Origin of the sequence: Runella defluvii (genome assembly GCF_014195535.1) — a bacterium.
In the GTDB taxonomy this organism is placed as follows: Bacteria; Bacteroidota; Bacteroidia; order Cytophagales; family Spirosomataceae; genus Runella; species Runella defluvii.
This window is the reverse complement of record NZ_JACIBY010000002.1, coordinates 135,997-156,273: the sequence shown is the minus strand read 5'-3', so window position 1 is coordinate 156,273 and position 20,277 is coordinate 135,997. Positions and strand designations below refer to the sequence as shown.

Sequence of the window (20,277 nt, the reverse complement as noted above, 5' to 3'; positions counted from 1 at the left end):
AAAAAACAAGTAACTTGTATCCATCAACGCGATAAAAGCAATAAGAATAATGGAAACGGTAGCCGAAAAAAAGTTTAGCGTGGAGGAGTACTTTGCTTTGGAAGAAAAATCCGAAATCCGCCACGAATTTTATTACGGAGAAATCATTGAGATGCCAGGAGAAACAACCATCGCCAATCTAATAGCAGGCAATATTTATGTATTGTTGCGTATTTTGTTTAAAAAAACACCTTTTATGGTATTTGACCATGACATCAAACTAATGGTTCATAAAAAGAGCTACCGTTACCCTGACTTGGTAGTAATTCACCAAAAAGGCGACCATAAAAAGTACGTAACGGATCCTGTATTAATTGTAGAAGTACTTTCTGAAAGTACCGAAGACATCGACAGAGATAAAAAACGCTTGGAGTATTTTGGGTTATCGTCTTTACAATACTATCTCACAATTCATCAAGACGAACCTATCGTGGAGATTTATACCCGCAGTGGTAAAAGTTGGCAATTTGACTTTTACACGGATATAAACGAAAACGTTTCTCTCCCGTTTTTTGATACCCAACTCTCCCTACAAGATATTTTTGAAGGAGTGAGTTTTGAGAAAAAGGGAGAGTAAACTATTGATTTTGCTATCGAGGGTCTGATAAAAATACTCCTTTTGCATCAAATACAGCCCCAGGTTCTATCACTAGATTTTTACACGACTGAGGCCCCATTGCAGGAGTCAACGCAACTTTATGACCGCTCTTAATAACTACATTTTGAGTAGCGGAGGGCACGCAATTACAATCCCACGTGCTTGGTTTGTTCCAGTCTCCTGATTGGATTGATTGAACCAAACCTACAGTGGTGAGTTGAATAGTTGTTTGGGTATCAAATGTGACGGGGGCTGATTCTTCATTCCCAACGCTATCTACTGCTACCGAATAAAATTTGTAGGTTGAATCAGGCTTTCCTTTGAAATTGATGGAAGTGAGACTGGTATTTTTAACCAACAACTTATACGAATTGTTATTGACCGCGACGTAAACATCATACAAGCGGGTACCTGCCCCTACATCGCTTCCACCCCAATGCAGTACTAACGTAGTATCATTGCTGACCGCAGGTAAGTTTTGGACTTGACTATTAGGTTCGATTTTGTCCAGCGTATTTGTCCACGGAGGAGTAGGGATAACGGGATTGTAATCAAAATAAATGTAGGCTTTATTGCTAACTTCTGTTCCGTGGGGCAAAGTTGGGTAAGTAGAAACTGTAAAAAATATACTGCCTTCTCCTTCGGGAGCTTTGGTGTTGGGGGGTAAAAAGCCAAGTACAGGGTCTTCGGTGAGTTCCATAGTAGCGGGGTCAAGGGCCGTGTAGGTGGCTTGTAGTATTCCCGTTGTATCGTTGAAATCTACTTCCATTCTCAAAATCAAATTTTTAGCTGGACGTAAATCTTGATCCTTCAAATATTTTTTCTTGCCTGGGGGCGCATAAAAATTACTGTTTGCAACGTTGAAATACCCAAACTGAAAAGTAGAAGGGTCAAACAAATTGAGATCAAGTGTATCAATCACCTTCACAAATTGAGCAGCCGCAGTGGCCGTTGCATAATTTTCAAAACGAATTTGATAACCCGCAGGTTGATTCCCTGTAATATATCTTTGTGCATTCACACCAACAGGTCCCAACTTATCATTAGGGTCAAAAGCAGCTATTACACTTGGCGTTACTGCTTTTCCCTGATCTGGATTTGGGATAGGGATTTGCGGCGGATCTTCAGGTTCATCATCACAATCTTCTTTTTGGCTTTTACTTCCTTCATTTTTTTCTGGGACATTAAAAGGTATATCAAAATCATCCATTGAAAAGAAAAGAGTCTCGGGAGATGATGTTTCATTTATTATATCAAAACTGGCGAGTTTACCTATGAGTTCATCCGGTATTGGAATCTTATAAGATTGAGAATCTTGATTAGGTTCTTTCTCAGGGCAAGGCTCTGCAGGTTTTTCATCCCCTGTTTTTTCGCTTCCAGCTCCGTACCATTGAATTTTTAATTTAATATTTGAGAACTTAGCATTAGCATTAGAACTTTTAAATATTTTAAAAGTTAAAAATTTTCGATTCGCTTCTGGTACGTAAAAACGAGATGTATAACTAAGCGTTCCGTTCATTAGCAGGAGCCTTTTATTATTATTAGAAGTGCTAATGGTGATCTCTTTCCAGCTTTGGGAACCACTTTCTTTGTACCCCCAGCTCACACTACTATGGTCAAAACTTCCGTTGAATATCATTGATAATGGTTTTCCTTGCCTTAGTTTAATTGCATCCTCTAATTGCCTTGGGTTATTTCGACTTGAAGGTTGTTTCAAAAGGTTTAAATGACCTCCCAAGCGACTTTTATACCAGCCTACAGACTCCCTCGGTCCGGACAGAATATCATTATACCAGCCTGTTGCTTTTCCATCAATATCCCAATCTAAATTGACAGTACCAAAATACCAGTCGCGAACATCTGAGTGATTAATTAAAGCATCATTGAGTCTTGTATTATGACCATATACAGGTACACCATCTAAATTAATAATAGGAGCTTTTTCGTAATTTCCATTTTTTCTATATATACTTTCTGCATATTTGACATTTGATGGGACTTTGATTATTACATTATTTGCCTGCGAACACAATAGATTAAAACAATCTTCAAGTGAGCCTTCAACTCCTGGTAAATTAGGTAGAGAGGAATTTGTTGATCTAATGTCTCCACAAGCAGCATTAGGATGAGGGTCTAAGGCTGTAAAATGTTCAATTTCAATTGCTTTTGGGAAATGAACCAATAATCTGTGAAAAACTTCTAAACAGAGGAGGGTACCTCTGCTATGAGCAATAAAATGGGATCTTCGTTCTAAAGGATGTCCAATGTTGATTACTTGATGATTTTGGTTATAGGCAACAGGTTTAATTAGCATGCCAAAAAGCCTGTCAGCAGCCGATTCTAAATGTCCAGGTTTTTCATAACTTGCATCAACAGTCCAATCATAAATAAATATTTGTTCACCACTGCCATTTCCTGAAATTCGTTCCCAGTAAAAATTTCGATAAAATGCTACTTCACCTTCCAAAAGCCCAACCCTATTTATGTATATGGAGGCATTACCGCCGAGTCTATCGCTGATAAATCGGGCATACTCCTTAAACTCTGAGATTGATGGGATATAGATAGTGGGTACATGTCCATGTACAAGTACGGTTGTTCCGTAATTAAACTGTGCATGTATTTCAAAATTTAAACCAACTAAGTATAAGAATATCCATGCTTTGGGAAATAGGTATTTAGCTACAAATCTCATGGTTAATAGATTTAAGAATGGCAAAAATTTTAAAACTTATACCTACCTATTAATAGTTAAACAATTAAAAAGGTTGGTATAATAAGCGTTCGCATTCAGAATAGAAGTTCCTACTTGTTTATTGGTTAGGGGTTTACATTCTCCCAACTTTTTAGAGAAAATTGAAAGCCAATCAATAAAAATCCGTACTGGTGTTTCATCGTTTTTGATTTTATTGAAATACGGGGTAATATTTTCCTGTAGTTTTTGGGTAGTGCATTGCGATAAGTTTTCGGCTGCACTTCCCAAGTCTAATGCCTCCCAAATTAAATTTGATGCACATTTAACGCCTTGAGAATTAAACCAGTTAGTAGAGGCAAATTTATTTTGTACGATAGTATAAGGGGTGAAAAGAGGGTAATTGCCAGTAATTGTAATTTTGAAAGGGTTTGAAGGTGTAGGAGGTAATAGAGGTGTTATTTTAAGGTTCATTGAAAAGGTTTCGGAGCCTCCAACCTTTCCAATAAAGAATCCATAAAGTTTACTTTTTAAAGCCGCCCCTTCAAGTGAGTCAACTTGAACATAAAAGAGCGTATCGTTAACGAACTCATTATTTACTAATTTCACAATATCAAAATCTGGCTGTAATTTACTTTCTGTAGGAATGGTCACCCAAACGGGTACTAAATAAGCATCCGCTTCTCCTTTATTTTTAATTTCAATGGTATAAGTTTGCGCCCGTCCAAGTCTTATGACTGAAGGGCCAATAATCTCTGTCTTTATATTGGGAGGCGATAAAGGTACTATTTCTATGCCATTGCTGATTTCATCAATTGAGCCATTCGGATAAATGACTTTTATATTCCAATAACCTAATGTGAAGCCTGTCAGGTCTATTTTGACCTTAGCGGTAAATGCTTCGGGGTAAGTGATGGATGTATTGGGGATTTCAAAATCGGTTTGACCACTCTTACTCAAAATAATTCTTGTGCCGTAGCCTAAACTATATCCATAAAAGTGAATCGTTGAAATACCGACATTCCCTCCAACTTTCGGAAAATAATCAATTTTACCTTGAAAGAACCCTTCTGGAAAAGTCGTCTGCATGAGTAATTGAGGCTTACCACATCCTGAGCATGACCAACTTGCAAATAGTTTATTAACAGCAAAGGTAGATTCACGCGCGAAATTATAATTGTCAACCCCTGTCGAGAGGCACTTGGTGGCGTATTGCAGTTTTTCTACATCCCAATACGTAGTACCTGTCCCTGCACCAGCGCAGGGGCTCTCATTGGGAAAGCTGATAAATAGGTATTTTTCTTTGGCGACCGATTCAAAGGTAGTAGCTGTTTGGCCGTATCCTTTTTGTAAAGCTTTACTGAGTGCTCCCGTGACACGATTAACGAAAAATGTGCTATTCCCCGAGTTATTCCACGAACCAATCCGAGTTACAATACCGCTAAAAACAATGTCGTTTCCAATAATTTCAAAGGGTTTTGTCAAATCTATTTGGTAAGGAAAAACAACGTCAGGATTCCAATCCGTTAAAGCCCCAGAGAAACGGTTTACGGAGGCAAACCAATTGCGAACAACCCCATTGATACTATTGAAATTTCCTTTGAGGTAAACTAAATTGTCGTGTATTTTGATGTGGGCAACAAGAGAGGGGTTTACGTTAATAGAAAATGCTTGAACTGCTCCCGTATTAGAAAAAACCATTATTGCTTTTCTTTCAATAGATTGTCCTCCTACGTTCGCGTTGCTAAAATCGCCTTGTACGTACACAAGGTTATCTCTAACAGTGATTTTTCGTACAATACCATTTACGACAATAGAAGGGAAATTGATTAGCTCTTTAGCAATTAGATTAAACCCATATATTCTGGTACTCCCGCCGCTGTAAGCAGCTACCCAAAGTGTATCACCACTGTAGGCGATAGCGGCGGCTTTGTCTATTAAACCATTTGTAAGAGTGGGTAAACTAAACTGAGTAGAAGTAAGCTCTTGAGAAATTGGGTTTAGAAACGCGATTTGTTTACGTTGCTTTGATTTTACTAACAATGAACCTGTGCTAAGGGCAAAAGTGGTTGTGTTGATAGCTTTTATACGATTCACTGCCCCATTAATCTCTGGATTCCAATTTAAAAGGGTATTAGTTCCCAAATCAATTATCGCCACATTAGTGCTCGTTTGTGAATTGACTTTGTCAAATAAACCTGAAATCAACAAGCGGTTACTATTTATACTAATGGAAGTAGGATAAGATTGCGTGGAATTCTGTGTCGATTTAAAGCGAAAACTTTGTAAGTTCCATCCACTTTTTGGCTGTCCTGTAGTTATATCAATGGCTTGAACTAAAAAGTCTGGAGTGCCCTGAGATGTATCCTGAATCAGAAGGTAAACAGTGGTATTATCTGCTGTTAAATGGCCAGTGAACGTTTGATTGTTGAGGTCAATCACCCATTTTGGAGCCACGCTCATGCTATCAAATACCGCAAGTTTTGCTTGTGTAGTTTGATTATGTTGAAACCGAACAACCAATCTATCATTGGATTTTACAAGAGGACCATGTGAAAAAAAGTTAGGCACACTCGAATTTATGTTCAATTCAGATACTTTCAACGAATTTATATCAATGACGGCTAAACCATTGAATCCTTTCCCTTCTGAATCTTTCAGTGTATTTAAGCTGCTTGCAGAAAAAAATAACTTATCACCAATATCAATCATATCACCAGAACCTATGATTTTGGGAAAAGAGATAATATGACCTGTAACAGAATTAATCGCGATAACATTTGTAATCGGTACTGGACCAAAGCCCCTTGAATTAAAATCGCCGTAAGCGTATAAAACCCCACCTTTTAATATTATCCTTTTTATCACACTCATCGACCAATCAATAGGGTAATTGGCATTGGCTTGGAGTTTAAAAATTCTATCTATTCTTTTATCTGCTAAAATATGAACAATGCCATATACACTACTGTAATCAGGATCATCTGTTTCATTGATTGAAAATCGAGAATCAAAATTCCCTCTTGATGACAGTCCTGAAACAAACCAACCTCCAGCTCCATCTGCAGCAACATCATTGACAATGTTATAAATTCGGGGAAAATCTGTGTCTGGAGTATCCAAACTATTATCAAACTTAGCTAATGAACCAGTATTAATACCCCAGTAGTCGAAATCGCCAGCTATTGCCAAACCATATTTTTCACTGTAATCCATATCAGCAATTTGACCAGAAGGTGTATATTTAACTCGTTGAACCGTTGCTGCATTTGTAGTGTTTGGCTGAGAAATATTTAGAGCAATAATACTGCTTGTAGAATATACATTACCACAAGTTGAACCAAAGGCTGCTCGATATGATACCCCGTTGTCGGCCACGATTAAAGCTTCTGTAGTGTAAGTTACGTCCGTATTGGATGTATATGCTTGAAGTGTTGCATTTATATCAGAAAAAACAGCTTCTGTAGGGCCTCGTTTTTGCCATTTTACGGTTATTGGTCCTGCCCCCATAGCTTTTGTCTTAAAAGTTATAGTACTGCCAATTGGAACTGGATTATTTACAGAAGTAGTAATAGCTGCCACCTCCAACAAAGAAGAGGTTGATAACGTCACTGCAACACTATTACTGGCTGGCGATATACACGTTACGCCATTTGTTGTTATTTCACATTTGGCGTAGTAGTTAGTGGTTGTATTGGGCGCGACTGGCATCACTGCAAGCGAGTCATTTGCTGATTTATACCATTTCAACACTGCTCCATTACCACTACATCCAGTTGCTGTTAGAGTCACAGAAGTGCCAAGGCAAATATCCGCTCCCGTGGCTACTGGGGCAGGGCAAGTTGGTGTACCACAAACAGGGGGAGTGGGGATAGGACTGTAATAACGGTATACTTCTAATCCTACAATTATATTCGGTAAACAAGTAATTTTTTCATCAATATATAGCTTCGATAGTGTCGCGGGTAAAGTAGGTAATGACGTAAGTAGACTAAAAGAGCAATCTAATTCTGTCAAAGTATTTGGTAATGAAGGCAGTTGGGTAAAAAGATTACTTCCACAGAATAAGCCTGTTAAATTATTCGGCAAAGTAGGTAAGCTCGTGATAAGGTTGGACCCTACATCAATCCTTTCTAAAGTAGCAGGTAAAGTAGGCAAATTTGTAAGTTCGTTCCCAAATAAATGAATTCGTATTAAATTACTGGAAAAGGAAGTTATGGCTGTTATTTGGTTAAAATTAGCGTATAGTGAACTTAGAGAATTAGGTAGGCTAGGTAAAGTGGATAAATTATTTTGCGAGCACCATAAAGAAATCAAACTGGCTGGTAAGTTAGGTAAGCTTGTTAACAAATTGTTTTGACAATCAAACGTCGTTAAACCAGTTGGTAAAGTAGGAAGGCTTGTAAGCTTGTTATTACGGCAAATTAAGTACGTCAAATTTGTTGGTAAAGGCGATATACTTGTGAGTGAATTATTCTCAGCCCACAAAGTCGAAATAGTATTGGGTAGTACAGATAAATTTGTTAGTTGATTGTCATTGCAATTAAAATATGTTAATACCGTAAAACCACCAATCCCTGTCAGGTCAGAAATATTTTTATTTGAGACGTCAAGGCTTGTTAGGGTCTTTGCAGGAGGCAATAAATTATTAGCTCCATCAATGCAAGTAGGGCAGGCGGCTCGGATGGCTGCGGCAAAGTTGGGGTCGGGAATATTTTGGGAAAATACCTTTGGTGAGAGATAGGTAATAAATAAAATACTCACCAGTGTATAATAAATAGAGCTAGTAACAAACGGCTTCATGAGGGCTTAGGTTTACACCTCTCAATGTAAATAAACTTCTGGAAATTAAGAAGCCCTATTTTATGAAACCAAGCGTTTGTTTTGTGAAAATCAGTATTTGTTTTATGAATTAGGAGCAAAAGGCGCAGTAGATGCCGAAATCTAGGAAGGCGTGAGTTTTGAGAAAAAGGGAGAGTAGGCAGTTCCTGAAAACTGCCTACTCTAAATAATGTACTGATTACTCGTCAATCAAGCGCTTCGTGATTGGCTGGTAGCTGTCGATGCGGCGGTCGCGGAGGTAAGGCCACGTAGTGCGATAATACTCCGTTTTGTCCAAATCGAGTTCAATTACCTTCGTCTCTTCTTGGTCGTGAGAAGCCAAGTACATCAGGCTTCCGAAAGGATTGGAAACAAACGACCCTCCCCAAAACTGCTGGTCGGCTTCGCGCCCTACGCGATTGACCGACACCACATACACGCCGTTCGCAACGGAGTGGCTTCGCTGAATGGTCTGCCAGGCGTTGTATTGTTCTTGGCTAATGGCAGGGTCTTGTTCGTTGACATCCCAGCCAATGGCCGTTGGGTAAAACAAAATTTCCGCCCCCATCAAGCTCGTGATACGGGCTGCTTCGGGGTACCATTGGTCCCAACAAATAAGCACGCCCAATTTCCCAAATTTGGTTTGAAACACTTTGTAGCCCAAATCCCCTGGGGTAAAATAGAACTTCTCGTAGTAGCCTGGGTCGTCGGGAATGTGCATTTTTCGGTATTTCCCCAAATAACTTCCGTCGGCGTCCAAAACGGCGGTGGTGTTGTGGTACAAGCCTGGGGCGCGTTTTTCAAACAAGGAAGCGATAATGACAATACCGAGTTCCTTGGCTAATTCGCTAAGAACGTCGGTGGTAGGCCCTGGGATAGCTTCGCCAAGGCTAAAATTGGCGTGGTCTTCTACGTCACAGAAATAGAGCGACTTAAACAATTCTTGAAGGCAAACAATTTGAGCACCTTGCGCAGCGGCTTCGCGGGTTTTGGCGATGGCTTTTGCTAAATTATCGTTGACATCGGCGGTGCAGCTCATTTGCACCAAACCTACTTTTACGTTTCGCATTTGAAAATGATTTTAGACCACAAAAATAACGGGTAGCTAGGTATCTACAACCTGAAACGGATTTTTGTCAATTTTTTATAAGTCTTCAAAAGTCTGTACTTTCGGACAAAAATCAACAAACTCTTCATTATGCGTTTTTTTACTAATCTAACAAGCGCTTTTCTACACTGCGCTCTTGTCATAAGCGTATCGTTTGGCAGTATTGCCCAAACCAAAGAAAAAGTGGTCGCTTCTGACCTCACTCGCATCAAACAACTGGGCAACGTCGCGATTTCGCCCGATGGAAAACGTATCGTGTACAACGTAAATACCATTGAACCCAACGCCGATGGCAGCGATTATGACTACAAATTGCACATTTGGCTGGCGGATGCAGATGGGAAAACAGCGCCTCGTGCCCTCACGCGTGGCAGCGAAAGTGCCGTGGGGCCTGTTTGGAGCCCCGATGGCAAAAGCATTGCTTTTACTCGTAGTGTAAAGGGGAAATCTCAAATTTTTATGATGCCTTTGGACGGAGGGGAAGCGTGGCAGTTGACTGACTACAAGCACGGCGCAGGTGGGCCGCAGTTTTCGCCCGACGGTTCTAAAATTTTATTCTCGACCTCGGTAAGCTTTGCGACTTTGATGACAGATTCGATTTTGAACCCGTCAAAAGGTGGGCCTGCATGGAGTTTGGAAAAAGCAGGTTTTTTGAAAAACGAACAACTCAAAAAAAATACCGCCAAACCTAATCCTGATGGCACCATTGAGGAAATCAGAGCGTACCTTGACAAGGATGTGGAGGATAAAAAAGCGAAAGTTATCAACCGTCTCAATTTCCAAGGCGAAGCTTCGGCGGGGCAGGAGTTGAGCTTTTCGCATTTGTTGGTGATTGACGTAAAAGAAGGAGCAAAGCCATTGCCGTTGACAAAAGGGTTTTATTCTTACGGATCAGGTGCATGGTCGGGCGATGGAAAACAAATTTGGTTTGCCACGCGTACCGATACGCTCGTTCACCCTGACCGCGACCTAGCCAACCGAATTTGTGTAATGAATGCCGACGGAAGCGGTGTTCGTACTGTTTTGACGGACAAAGCGCGTAGTTTTGGACAGCCTACGCCTTCGCCCGATGGACAGTGGTTGGCGTTTACAACGTCGCAAGCAGCCATAAAATCAGGTACGCTTGACCAATCGCATTTAGGCTTTTTGAACTTAAAAAATGTGGGTGCTACCTACAGTATTAATCCCTTTGACCGTTCGCCAGGTAATTTGAAATGGGTGACGTTGACATTTCCCAAAAACAAAAAAGAAGTAGGTAAAGTCGAGTATGTTTACTTTACAGCTTCTTCAAACGGAGGTGCGCCGTTGTACCGCGCAGTGCCAACGGTAGAAAAAGTAGAGCAACTTTCTGACTATGACACAGGAGTAACCGATTTTGATGTACAGCCCAATCAAGTAGTTTTTGCCAAAACCGAAGTTACGAATCCATCCGAGTTGTATCGGGCCGATGTGTTGATGAAAAATGCCCAAAAATTGTCGTCGCACAACGATTGGGTAGCTAAAAAGGCCTTGAGTATTCCTACCAAACACACGTTTACGAACTCGAAAGGCCAGACCGTGGAGTACTGGATTATGAAGCCAACGGTGGTGGAAGCGGGTAAAAAATATCCGTTATTGCTGAATATGCACGGTGGCCCAACCGCCATGTGGGGGCCAGGCGAAGGCTCTATGTGGCATGAGTTTCAGTATTTCTGTGCCCAAGGTTACGGGGTTGTTTATGCCAATCCACGCGGTTCAGGAGGCTACGGCGTAGAGTTTATGCGCGCCAACTACCGTGATTGGGGAACAGGCCCTGCCGAAGACGTATTGCGTGCTTGTTCGGAAGCGGCCAAAGAATCATGGGCTGACACGTCGCGCCAAGTGATTACGGGCGGGTCGTATGCGGGTTATTTGACGGCGTGGATTATTGCGCACGACCACCGTTTTAAGGCGGCTTTTGCGCAGCGCGGTGTGTATGATTTGACGACTTTTATGGGCGAAGGAAACGCGTGGCGTTTGGTGCCTAATTATTTTGGTGGCTATCCGTGGGAGGCTGAAACGAAGGCGTCGATGGATGCGAATTCGCCTTATACGTTTGTGGATAAAATTAAAACTCCTTTTCTGATTAAACACGGCGAAAACGACTTGCGCACGGGCGTGATTCAAAGTGAAATGATGTACAAGTCATTGAAAATCATGGGGAAAGAGGTGGAGTATGTACGTATGCCAGGCGGAACGCACGAATTGAGCCGCAGCGGAAATCCTCGTCAGCGTATCGACCGTATGTTGCGGATTTATGAGTTTTTTGAGCGGTACGTTGGGAAGAAGTAAAAATACTTCCACGATTGCCTTTTGAAGAGTAAAATAAAAACCCATTGAAGTGTGATGATTTTGGTGTCAACTTCAATGGGTACGTATAAATTAGTACAAACCCTTTTTAATTAACTACATGAACAATCGTCGCTCGTTTATCAAGCAATTAGGGGCTGTGGCAGGGGCTGCAGCGCTTGCTCCTGAAGTGTTGGCCTTTGAGCCCCAGAAAAAACTATGGTTTGAGATTTCATTGGCCGAGTGGTCGTTGCACAAAGCTATTTTCAACGAGAAAAAACTGACTAACTTAGACTTTCCCGTGGTCGCTCGTAAAGAGTTCGGGATTGGGATTGTGGAGTACGTCAATCAGATGTTTAAAGACAAAGCCAAAGACACGGCTTACCTCAACGAGCTTTTGATGCGTTGTAAGGACAACGACATCAAAAACCACCTCATTATGATTGACGGCGAAGGTGGCCTAGCCGAAACGGATGATGCAACGCGTAATAAGGCCGTTGACAACCACAAAAAATGGGTAGAATGTGCCAAATACTTGGGTTGTAAGACCATTCGGGTAAACTCATTTGGTCGCGGTACAGCCGAGGAAGTAGCCAAAGCTGCCGTTGACGGATTGGGTAAATTGGGTGAATTTGCCGCTCCTGTGGGCATCAACGTAATCGTAGAAAACCACGGAGGTTTTTCATCCGATGGTAAGTGGTTGTCGGGAGTGATGAAGCAAGTAAACATGAAAAATGTAGGTACCCTTCCTGATTTTGGCAATTTCTGTATCAAGCGCAGTACGGGTGGCGAGTGGGGTGGAAGCTGCACCGAAGAATACGACCGTTATTTGGGGGTAAAAGAGTTGATGCCATTTGCCAAAGGGGTAAGTGCCAAAACCAACGATTTTGATGCCAATGGCAACGAAGCGAAAATGGATTACGCCAAACTTCTCAAAATTGTGAAAGACGCAGGTTTCCGTGGCATTGTAGGTATCGAATACGAAGGAAATGTAACGTCAGAATACGACGGTATCAAAGCTACTAAGAAACTTTTGGAGCGTGTAGGCGCAAGTGTTTAGAAGGTGAGGAGGGTTTCTCAAAACCCGACTGTCTTGTGTGCGTCGGGGTGCTTACACCCCGACGTATAGTCCTAAAATGCGGAATCAAAATTCAGGTTGTGAGCACCCCTCTGCACATTTGACATTCTCTACTCTGCACTCGACACTCTTTTAATGCCCAATTAAGCGAGTAGCAGGGATATTTAGTCCTTTACTCAAACGCTTAATCATTGAAAGAGTTAATTCTCTTTTTTTATTTAATACCTTAGAAACCATAGCTTTATCCCCAATAAACGGAATCAGATCTATTTGTTTGAGTCCATTTTGAGCCATCTTATTTTTTAAATAGGCTACGGGATCCGAAGCACTCATAGGGTAGTGGATAGCTTCGTACGATTCAATAAGAGTTACCAATAACTCCAATTCGTCGCCTTTTTCGGTTTGAGGTTGTGGCTCAGTTTGAAGTAAATGATAAACACGCTCAAGTGCCTCCTCGTACTGCTCTTCTGTCTTTATCGGTTTTATCATGGTTGAGACTTTCGTTTAAATTCAATTTTTTTTGCATCAATTCTATCATAGGCAGCGTGCGTTCCTACCCACAATAGAATAAAAACTCGGGTTGTGAGCAACCCTCAGCACGTTCGACATTCTTCATTCACCCCTCGACACTCAATGAGTGTCTTTTTCGGGCTCGCCTTTTTTATTTAACATCAAGCCTGCCATCATAATGAGGGCAGTGAGAATAATGATTTGAATAATCAGAGATTTGTTGATTAGGGGAATCATTTGAGTGGCAGGAATGCTTAAAAAAAGAAGAATGGTGATCAAACCACGTGGCGCGACAAACACCAAAGGTGAAAGTGGAATGCCGTATATTTTTAGGGCAGCAGCTCGGGCGACAAAAATCCCCGCAACGATACCAACTGCCCACACAAACGTATTGGGGTTAAAAATTTCGGCACTTTCCATTAGGTAACCAAACAATAAAAAGAATAAAACCCGAATCACAAACGTCGCTTCGATGACAATCTCCTTGAACTTCGCCACTTCACGGTCAAGGACATTGGGTTTAAGCCTCTCTACCCAGCCAAATCGCTTGATTTCGTCTAAATTTCCCAGAAACAATCCAAAAATAAGAATAAAAATCAGGGCAGGAAGGTGATAAACTTTCGACACATTATAAATCAAAATAATGAGCAGAATAATGGGCGCAAACTTGATGTGGTGGTCGATTTTGCTCAATAAGTAGGACAGCGCACCCGTAGCCACAAACGAAATGAGAATAATAGCCAGCAACTGACCAACAAATTGGGTAAGTGAGCTAAAGCCGAAGGCTTCGTTGAAGGCCACAAAATTAAAAAATACCACCCCCAAAATGTCAGAAAGACTACTTTCATAAATGACAAATTCTTTTTGGGTATTTGGTAAATTTTTGACGCTCGGAATGGCAATGGCGCTACTGATGACGCACAACGGAAGTACGTTTAATAGGGTATCCTTAAAAGATGTTCCCCCCCAATAGACAAAAGCGGCAGTCGTTCCGATGGCTAAGACTACCATAGGAAGCAATGCTACCATGAACGATTCTTTGACAGACCCAAGTTTTGAACCATTGAGTTGTAATTCCAGTGAACCTTCTAAGACAATGAGGATTAGTCCAATAGTCCCTAAAATGGGTAGTACAGGTGTGAGATTTGGAATAAAAAGCCCCGTTGACATCGAAAGCTGACGAACTCCCCATCCCATGAGGAGCAATAAAATAACGGATGGTATTTTGGTTTTTGAAGAGGTAATATCAAATATATAAGCAGCTAAGATTAAAAGACAAATGGTGATGATAATCGCGGTTGTCATTGGTGTAATTTGGTTAGGAGAACAAGCAATAATAACTAAACCTCTGAAAAAAACAAAGGGTTAGGACTTTTACAGCCCTAACCCTTTGAGTGATAAATCAAAGATTATAAATTGAATCCAAACGAATAAACGTCTTCTGGATAATCGAGGTACAAACCTTCCATCTGAACGCGACCACCATTTTTTCCTGCCAATGCTGCTTTAAGTTCTTTGACTGAATGAACAGCTTTGTCGTTGACTTTCGTAATCACAAAACCTTCTTCTACACCTACTCGGGCAAGCTTTCCGCCTTGCATGGCCGTTACTTTTACCCCTCCACTGATGTTGGCACGTTGAAGACGTTGTACTTCGCGTGAGTTGAGGTCCCCAAACTGGGCACCAAGCGAACCAAGGGCTGCATCTGCTTCATCGGTTTTGATGATTTCTTTTCCACCTTCGCGGTTACGGAGAATCACACTATAATCCTTCACCGAACCATTGCGGTTGACGGTCAAGTTGACGGCTTCGCCTGGGCGCTTACGGGCCACAAGTTCGCGGAATTTAGGGTCAGAGTCCACCTCAATGCCATCGACTTTGGTGATAACGTCCCCTACTTTTAAGCCAGCGTCTTTGGCGGCACTACTGCCATCACCAAATCCTTTGACATAAATCCCCGTTGCGACTCTAACGTCGTACTGGTCAGCTTTTTTGCTGTCTAGTTCTTCTGGGATGATACCAATGTATCCACGTTGAACCCCACCGAACTTAATAATATCGCTTGACACTTTCTTCACCAAACTAGCAGGTACGGCAAACGCATAGCCTGCGTAGCTTCCCGTTGGGCTGGCAATCGCCGTGTTGATACCTACCAATTCTCCTTTCAGGTTAACCAAAGCACCTCCTGAGTTACCAGGGTTGACTACTGCATCGGTTTGAATAAACGATTCAAGCGGTGTATCGCCACCTTGACGGTTGGCTGATTGGCGTTGGTTCAATATGCCAATTCCACGACCTTTGGCACTGACAATCCCCGCTGTCACGGTCGATTCTAAGTTGAAAGGGTTTCCTACGGCTACTACCCATTCTCCCACTTTGATGGCGTCGGAGTTCCCAAACGCGAGCGAAGGTAGGTCTTTGGCAGGGATTTGAATCACCGCAATGTCCGTAGAAGGGTCAGTACCAATTACTTTGGCTTTGTAGGTGCGTTTGTTCGACATGACTACTTCGAGTTCTTCGGCACCTTCTACCACGTGGTTGTTGGTGACAATAAAACCGTCGGCGCTAACGATGACCCCCGAGCCTGATGACTCTTGCTTTTGAGGCCCGCCACGGCGAAAACCGAAATCTTCGCCAAAGAAATCGAACAAATCCATGCCTCTTTGCTGGGCTTGGCGCATGGCCGATGCTTTGATGTGAACTACGGCTGGGGTTGATATTTCGGCCGCATAGGTAAAATCAACGGCTGCACCCGCAGGAGGAGCCGAGGTGAAGCGCGCCAATGGGCTGTCGGCTTCTTTGAAAATAACGTCTTTGGTATCGTCAAGACCTCCAATAAGCTTGTAACCTCCGATGGTCGCTGCACTTGAAATAAGTCCAACCAATGCCAATGATTTCCAATTCTGATTCATGACTTTTATGAGCTTTTGGTTATGGTTTTTTTGAGTGATTGCTTGTAAAAAAAGTACCGAGATAACGCGTTTTAAAAGCATTCCGTGCCCCAATTTCTAACTTTTAACAATATTTAACAAGACATTGTTTGGAGAACACTTTCTTCTATAAAATAATAATGCGAGCGCTCCAATTCTGCCAAAATGTCATTTCGCTGGGGCAGCTTTTCAACATTTTTCCCCAAAGAGGCTGACGAATTTTCTGCTATATTTGCAACTTAATTAATTACGTAAACCTTGTAGGTTTTCAAAACCTATAAGGTTTAAACGATGAAACAACGAATAAATGGCGCGAATCATTGCGATTGATTACGGGACAAAACGGACGGGTATTGCCGTAACAGACCCATTGCAAATCATTGCGACGGCGCTTGATACGGTTCGTTCGCACGAATTAATCGACTTTTTGAAGCGTTATACTGCCGCAGAAGCCGTGGAGTCGTTTGTGGTAGGAATGCCCCGAAAATTGGACAATACCGATACCAACAACACGCCGCACGTGAAGGGCTTTATCAAACAACTCAAAAAAGCTTTTCCCGAAACACCCGTTTACGAACACGACGAGCGTTTTACCAGCAGTATGGCACTCCAAACGATGATTTCGATGGGAACTAAAAAAAGTGACCGTCAGGATAAATCCAACATCGACAAAATGAGCGCGACCATCATTTTACAATCGTATTTAACCACGAAAAAATAATTTCCATGATATTTCCCATCGTAGCATACGGCGATCCCGTTTTGCGTAAAGTGGCTCGACCCATTGAAAAAGACGAAATCAACCTGGCCGAATTTGTAGCAAATATGTACGAAACCATGTACGAATCGTCGGGCATTGGGTTGGCAGCGCCACAAGTAGGACAAAGTATTCGTGTGTTTGTCGTAGATGGTACTATTCTCAACGAAGACGAAGAAGAAGAGGACAAAGACCCAAGTTTGGAAGGATTCAAAAAAGTGTTTATCAATCCCCAAATTTTGGAAGAAACGGGCGACGAATGGGCGTTTGAAGAAGGATGCTTGAGTATTCCAGGCATTCGGGCGGATGTATATCGTCCCGAAAAACTCAAAATAAAATACCGTGACTCTGAGTGGAACGAACAAATCGAAGAATACGACGGCATGGCGGCGCGTATCATTCAACACGAATACGACCACCTAGAGGGTAAATTGTTTACGGATTACTTGCCGATGCTCAAGCGCCAAATGCTCAAAAAACGCTTAGCTGACATTACCAAAGGCGCAGTGAAGGTAGATTACCGAATGCGCTTCCCGAAATAATTGTTTGTTGTAATCGGTCGGGTTATGAGCAACCCTCCACACGGGTGGGTCAGGTTGCTCACAACCTGACCGTAGCGCACAAGCAAGTGACTTCTGATTTTTTCTTACTATTCGTTCCTTAAACTGCATCGCCATGGACCTTCGCAAAAAAGCTAAAAACGTACTTTTTATCGACATCGAAACGGTTTCGTCGAAAGCTTCATTTGACCAGCTTGACGAACGAATGCAGGAGCAGTGGGAACGTAAAGCCGCCAATATTCGCAACGACGACCACGTGGCTCCGTTCGACTTGTTTTACCGTCGGGCGGCAATTTATGCGGAGTTTGGAAAAATCATTTGCATCGGAGTTGGGGCGCTTTATTGGAATACCACCGATGAACAGCCGCGCTTTAAAGTAAAATCCCTCGCGGGCGACGACGAGCGGGCGTTGTTGTTGGAGTTTAAAGAGTTGCTCGAAAAATACCCTCAAAACCAGCTTATTCTTTGTGCTCATAACGGTAAGGAATTTGACTTCCCCTACATCTGCCGACGGATGCTAGTCAACGGCATTACACTTCCCGAATCACTCCAACTTTCGGGCAAAAAGCCGTGGGAAATCCTTCACCAAGATACGCTCGACATGTGGCGTTATGGCGACTACAAAAGCTTTGCGCAGTTGGACTTGTTGGCAGCGCTGTTTGGAATTCCGAGCAGTAAGTCAGACATCAGCGGCGAAGACGTGACGCGGGTGTATTATGCTGAAAAAGACCTCGACCGCATTCGGCGCTACTGCAAAGAAGACGTGGTCGTACTCGCTCAACTGTGGCTGCGTCTCAACCAATTTGAGACCGTGAAGCCTGAGAATATTGTGCGGGCGGAGTGAGGGGCTGTTTAGGTGTATGAGGAATGCTTCCACCATTCTTATTAACCTTAGCAGGCAGAAACATAGAGTAAAATTTTACTAACTTTGATACAATGACAGCTGCAGATAAGATAAAGTATAAGGGCAATTTCAAAAAAGAACTCGATAGATTTACCCAAAAATTAGAAAGTTATGTTTCAACTGATAATGGTGATTGGTCGATAAAAGGTTTCATTGACGTTTATAAGAACATTTATACGATTTCGTCTGATACTAAAATTGTTTCAAAAATTCTTGAAATACACATTTTTCCTCAAATTCTTCAGTTTGCTGACGAAATTGGGTATAAAATATTGCTAACTGAACACCAAAATTATTATCCTGACCTTACTTTTATAAATAAACACAATGAAGATGTGAAGTTTGCGGTAGATTTGAAAACAACTTATCGTAAGAAAAGTGGAATTTCAAGTTTTACACTAGGTAGTCATGGAAGTTATTTTAAGGAAAGAGATAAGAAAAAGAATATTCAATTTCCATATAATCAATATTTAGGCCATTACTGTTTGGGTGTTATCTATACAAGGACTGATATAGATGGTGACGCTATTTCTGATACAGAAATTTATCAGGTTCAGGAAATGCAAGAAGAGTACGAAATACCAAATAAGAAGATTGGTGAAAGAGAGGTTACAACGGTTAAAGATTTAAAATCCATAACATCTGTAATCAAAGATTTTGATTTTTTCGCGGCAGAAAAGTGGAAAATAGCAAGTGACAAACAAGGCTCTGGCAATACAGCAAATATTGGTTCTACATTAAGCATTGAAGATTTAAGAAACGAAAATGGGGTCTTTAGCCAACTTGGAGAAGAGTGGTTTGACGAGTATTGGATAAATTTTGGTTTTGCAACGATGGTGAAAAATGGTAAAACCATTAAAATTACTAACCTCAAAGATTTTCTAGAATTTAAAGGTAGGACGGATTTGTGGGATAAAATTGTTACAAGACATTCAAAAGAGTAAGCTTATGAAAGTAATTATTCCACCTATAAAAAGCCAGGGTATTAAGACTAAATTGGTTCCTTGGATTAAGGATTTAGCAACAATCGCCAATCAAAAGGGGAAATGGATAGAACCGTTCTTAGGTACTGGAGTCGTAGCATTTAATGCTGGTTATAAAAACGCAATTTTAAACGATACGAATCCTCACATAATAGGATTTTATAAAGGAGTTCAAGAAAAAAGCATTTCTGCTCCTTTAATGAAAAAATATTTAGAAGAAGAGGGAAGGTTGTTGAGCTTGGCCGATAATAACGGCTATGAGCACTATTTAAAAGTTCGATCTCGTTTTAATGGGGGAGAGTTTTCGCCTTATGACTTTATTTTTTTATCAAGGGCAGGTTTTAATGGAATGATGCGTTTTGGTAGTAAGGGTAATTGGAATATTCCATTTTGTAAAAAGCCTGACCGTTTCGCACAAGCCTATATTACTAAAATCACTAATCAGGTTGCAACTGTTTCTCAAATTATCCAACCCGAACCTAATTGGTTATTTTATAATAAGTCTTTTGCTGAAATAATTCCATTAGCTAATGAAAACGATATTATTTATTGTGATCCACCCTATTATGGAAGACATGTTGACTATTACAATGGTTGGAAAGAGCAGGACGAAGAGCTTTTATTTAACTTGCTGTCAGAAACTAAAGCAAAGTTTATTCTCTCTACTTGGCATCATAATGATTGGCGAGAAAACGAAATGATTAACAAATATTGGAATAAGTTTAATATTGTTACTAAAGACCATTTCTACCATAATGGTGGTAGTGTTGAAAATAGACGAACTGTTGTTGAAGCGTTAGTTTGTAATTTTGATACCGACCAAATCGACCAGCATAATCATGGAGTGAAAAAGAAACCAAAAGAACAACAATTAGAATTTATTTGGGTTTAAGAATAAGATAAAAGCTTTACCGTGAAGCCCGAGAATATTGTGCGGGCGGAGTAATGACTTTAAATAAAAAAAGGAGGCATTTCTAACGAAGCGCCTCC

Annotated in this window: 14 protein-coding genes; 8 read left to right on the top strand and 6 right to left on the bottom strand. The window is 41.3% G+C overall.

Annotated features, from left to right (window positions below; all coding sequences use genetic code 11):
* Window positions 1-49: 49 nt before the first annotated feature.
* Complete coding sequence (locus FHS57_RS05465; RefSeq protein ID WP_183971886.1) at window positions 50-616, top strand: Uma2 family endonuclease; 567 nt, start codon at window positions 50-52, stop codon at window positions 614-616.
* A gap of 13 nt (window positions 617-629) precedes the next feature.
* On the opposite strand, the gene FHS57_RS05460 is transcribed toward FHS57_RS05465, so the two are convergent.
* The 3 genes from FHS57_RS05460 to FHS57_RS05450 all read right to left on the bottom strand — a co-directional run bounded on the left by FHS57_RS05460 (window position 630) and on the right by FHS57_RS05450 (window position 9,219).
* Window positions 630-3,332, bottom strand: coding sequence for a DUF7619 domain-containing protein (locus tag FHS57_RS05460; RefSeq protein WP_183971885.1), 2,703 nt, complete (start codon window positions 3,330-3,332; stop codon window positions 630-632).
* Window positions 3,333-3,374: 42 nt separating this feature from the next.
* A complete protein-coding gene (locus FHS57_RS05455; RefSeq protein ID WP_183971884.1) occupies window positions 3,375-8,132 on the bottom strand; it encodes a hypothetical protein in 4,758 nt (1,585 codons plus the stop codon).
* Between the two features lie 217 nt (window positions 8,133-8,349).
* Window positions 8,350-9,219, bottom strand: a complete 870-nt coding sequence (locus FHS57_RS05450; protein WP_028524391.1) for a carbon-nitrogen hydrolase — start codon at window positions 9,217-9,219, stop codon at window positions 8,350-8,352.
* A gap of 129 nt (window positions 9,220-9,348) precedes the next feature.
* Between FHS57_RS05450 and FHS57_RS05445 the strand changes: the two genes are divergently transcribed.
* Complete coding sequence (locus tag FHS57_RS05445; protein ID WP_183971883.1) at window positions 9,349-11,568, top strand: S9 family peptidase; 2,220 nt, start codon at window positions 9,349-9,351, stop codon at window positions 11,566-11,568.
* A gap of 118 nt (window positions 11,569-11,686) precedes the next feature.
* Window positions 11,687-12,625 (top strand): sugar phosphate isomerase/epimerase family protein, encoded by a 939-nt coding sequence (locus tag FHS57_RS05440; RefSeq protein ID WP_028524393.1) that lies wholly within the window; start codon window positions 11,687-11,689, stop codon window positions 12,623-12,625.
* A 150-nt stretch (window positions 12,626-12,775) separates the two neighbouring features.
* Here the strand turns inward: FHS57_RS05440 and FHS57_RS05435 are convergent, their stop codons facing one another.
* The 3 genes from FHS57_RS05435 to FHS57_RS05425 all read right to left on the bottom strand — a co-directional run bounded on the left by FHS57_RS05435 (window position 12,776) and on the right by FHS57_RS05425 (window position 16,065).
* On the bottom strand, window positions 12,776-13,132 hold the full coding sequence (locus FHS57_RS05435) for a helix-turn-helix domain-containing protein (protein ID WP_183971882.1): 357 nt from the start codon (window positions 13,130-13,132) through the stop codon (window positions 12,776-12,778).
* Window positions 13,133-13,273: 141 nt separating this feature from the next.
* The gene (locus tag FHS57_RS05430; protein WP_183971881.1) at window positions 13,274-14,458 is read right to left on the bottom strand and encodes a cation:proton antiporter; all 1,185 of its coding nucleotides are present in this window, start codon (window positions 14,456-14,458) and stop codon (window positions 13,274-13,276) included.
* Between the two features lie 104 nt (window positions 14,459-14,562).
* On the bottom strand, window positions 14,563-16,065 hold the full coding sequence (locus FHS57_RS05425; RefSeq protein WP_183971880.1) for a trypsin-like peptidase domain-containing protein: 1,503 nt from the start codon (window positions 16,063-16,065) through the stop codon (window positions 14,563-14,565).
* 325 nt (window positions 16,066-16,390) lie between these two features.
* Between FHS57_RS05425 and ruvX the strand changes: the two genes are divergently transcribed.
* The 5 genes from ruvX to FHS57_RS05400 all read left to right on the top strand — a co-directional run bounded on the left by ruvX (window position 16,391) and on the right by FHS57_RS05400 (window position 20,179).
* The gene (gene ruvX / locus FHS57_RS05420; protein WP_028524396.1) at window positions 16,391-16,804 is read left to right on the top strand and encodes a Holliday junction resolvase RuvX; all 414 of its coding nucleotides are present in this window, start codon (window positions 16,391-16,393) and stop codon (window positions 16,802-16,804) included.
* A 5-nt stretch (window positions 16,805-16,809) separates the two neighbouring features.
* Window positions 16,810-17,382, top strand: coding sequence for a peptide deformylase (gene def / locus FHS57_RS05415; RefSeq protein ID WP_183971879.1), 573 nt, complete (start codon window positions 16,810-16,812; stop codon window positions 17,380-17,382).
* Between the two features lie 133 nt (window positions 17,383-17,515).
* Entirely contained in the window at window positions 17,516-18,244 is a 729-nt protein-coding gene (locus FHS57_RS05410; RefSeq protein WP_183971878.1) for a ribonuclease H-like domain-containing protein, read from the top strand.
* A gap of 92 nt (window positions 18,245-18,336) precedes the next feature.
* On the top strand, window positions 18,337-19,248 hold the full coding sequence (locus FHS57_RS05405) for a type II restriction endonuclease (RefSeq protein WP_183971877.1): 912 nt from the start codon (window positions 18,337-18,339) through the stop codon (window positions 19,246-19,248).
* Between the two features lie 4 nt (window positions 19,249-19,252).
* A complete protein-coding gene (locus FHS57_RS05400) occupies window positions 19,253-20,179 on the top strand; it encodes a DNA adenine methylase (RefSeq protein ID WP_183971876.1) in 927 nt (308 codons plus the stop codon).
* Window positions 20,180-20,277 lie beyond the last annotated feature (98 nt).

Excerpts from the sequence above, each read along its gene's own strand:
- FHS57_RS05465 (WP_183971886.1), top strand. The coding sequence starts at position 50 with ATGGAAACGGTAGCCGAAAAAAAGTTTAGCGTGGAGGAGTACTTTGCT.
- FHS57_RS05460 (WP_183971885.1), bottom strand. The coding sequence starts at position 3,332 with ATGAGATTTGTAGCTAAATACCTATTTCCCAAAGCATGGATATTCTTA.
- FHS57_RS05455 (WP_183971884.1), bottom strand. The coding sequence starts at position 8,132 with ATGAAGCCGTTTGTTACTAGCTCTATTTATTATACACTGGTGAGTATT.
- FHS57_RS05450 (WP_028524391.1), bottom strand. The coding sequence starts at position 9,219 with ATGCGAAACGTAAAAGTAGGTTTGGTGCAAATGAGCTGCACCGCCGAT.
- FHS57_RS05445 (WP_183971883.1), top strand. The coding sequence starts at position 9,349 with ATGCGTTTTTTTACTAATCTAACAAGCGCTTTTCTACACTGCGCTCTT.
- FHS57_RS05440 (WP_028524393.1), top strand. The coding sequence starts at position 11,687 with ATGAACAATCGTCGCTCGTTTATCAAGCAATTAGGGGCTGTGGCAGGG.
- FHS57_RS05435 (WP_183971882.1), bottom strand. The coding sequence starts at position 13,132 with ATGATAAAACCGATAAAGACAGAAGAGCAGTACGAGGAGGCACTTGAG.
- FHS57_RS05430 (WP_183971881.1), bottom strand. The coding sequence starts at position 14,458 with ATGACAACCGCGATTATCATCACCATTTGTCTTTTAATCTTAGCTGCT.
- FHS57_RS05425 (WP_183971880.1), bottom strand. The coding sequence starts at position 16,065 with ATGAATCAGAATTGGAAATCATTGGCATTGGTTGGACTTATTTCAAGT.
- ruvX (WP_028524396.1), top strand. The coding sequence starts at position 16,391 with ATGGCGCGAATCATTGCGATTGATTACGGGACAAAACGGACGGGTATT.
- def (WP_183971879.1), top strand. The coding sequence starts at position 16,810 with ATGATATTTCCCATCGTAGCATACGGCGATCCCGTTTTGCGTAAAGTG.
- FHS57_RS05410 (WP_183971878.1), top strand. The coding sequence starts at position 17,516 with ATGGACCTTCGCAAAAAAGCTAAAAACGTACTTTTTATCGACATCGAA.
- FHS57_RS05405 (WP_183971877.1), top strand. The coding sequence starts at position 18,337 with ATGACAGCTGCAGATAAGATAAAGTATAAGGGCAATTTCAAAAAAGAA.
- FHS57_RS05400 (WP_183971876.1), top strand. The coding sequence starts at position 19,253 with ATGAAAGTAATTATTCCACCTATAAAAAGCCAGGGTATTAAGACTAAA.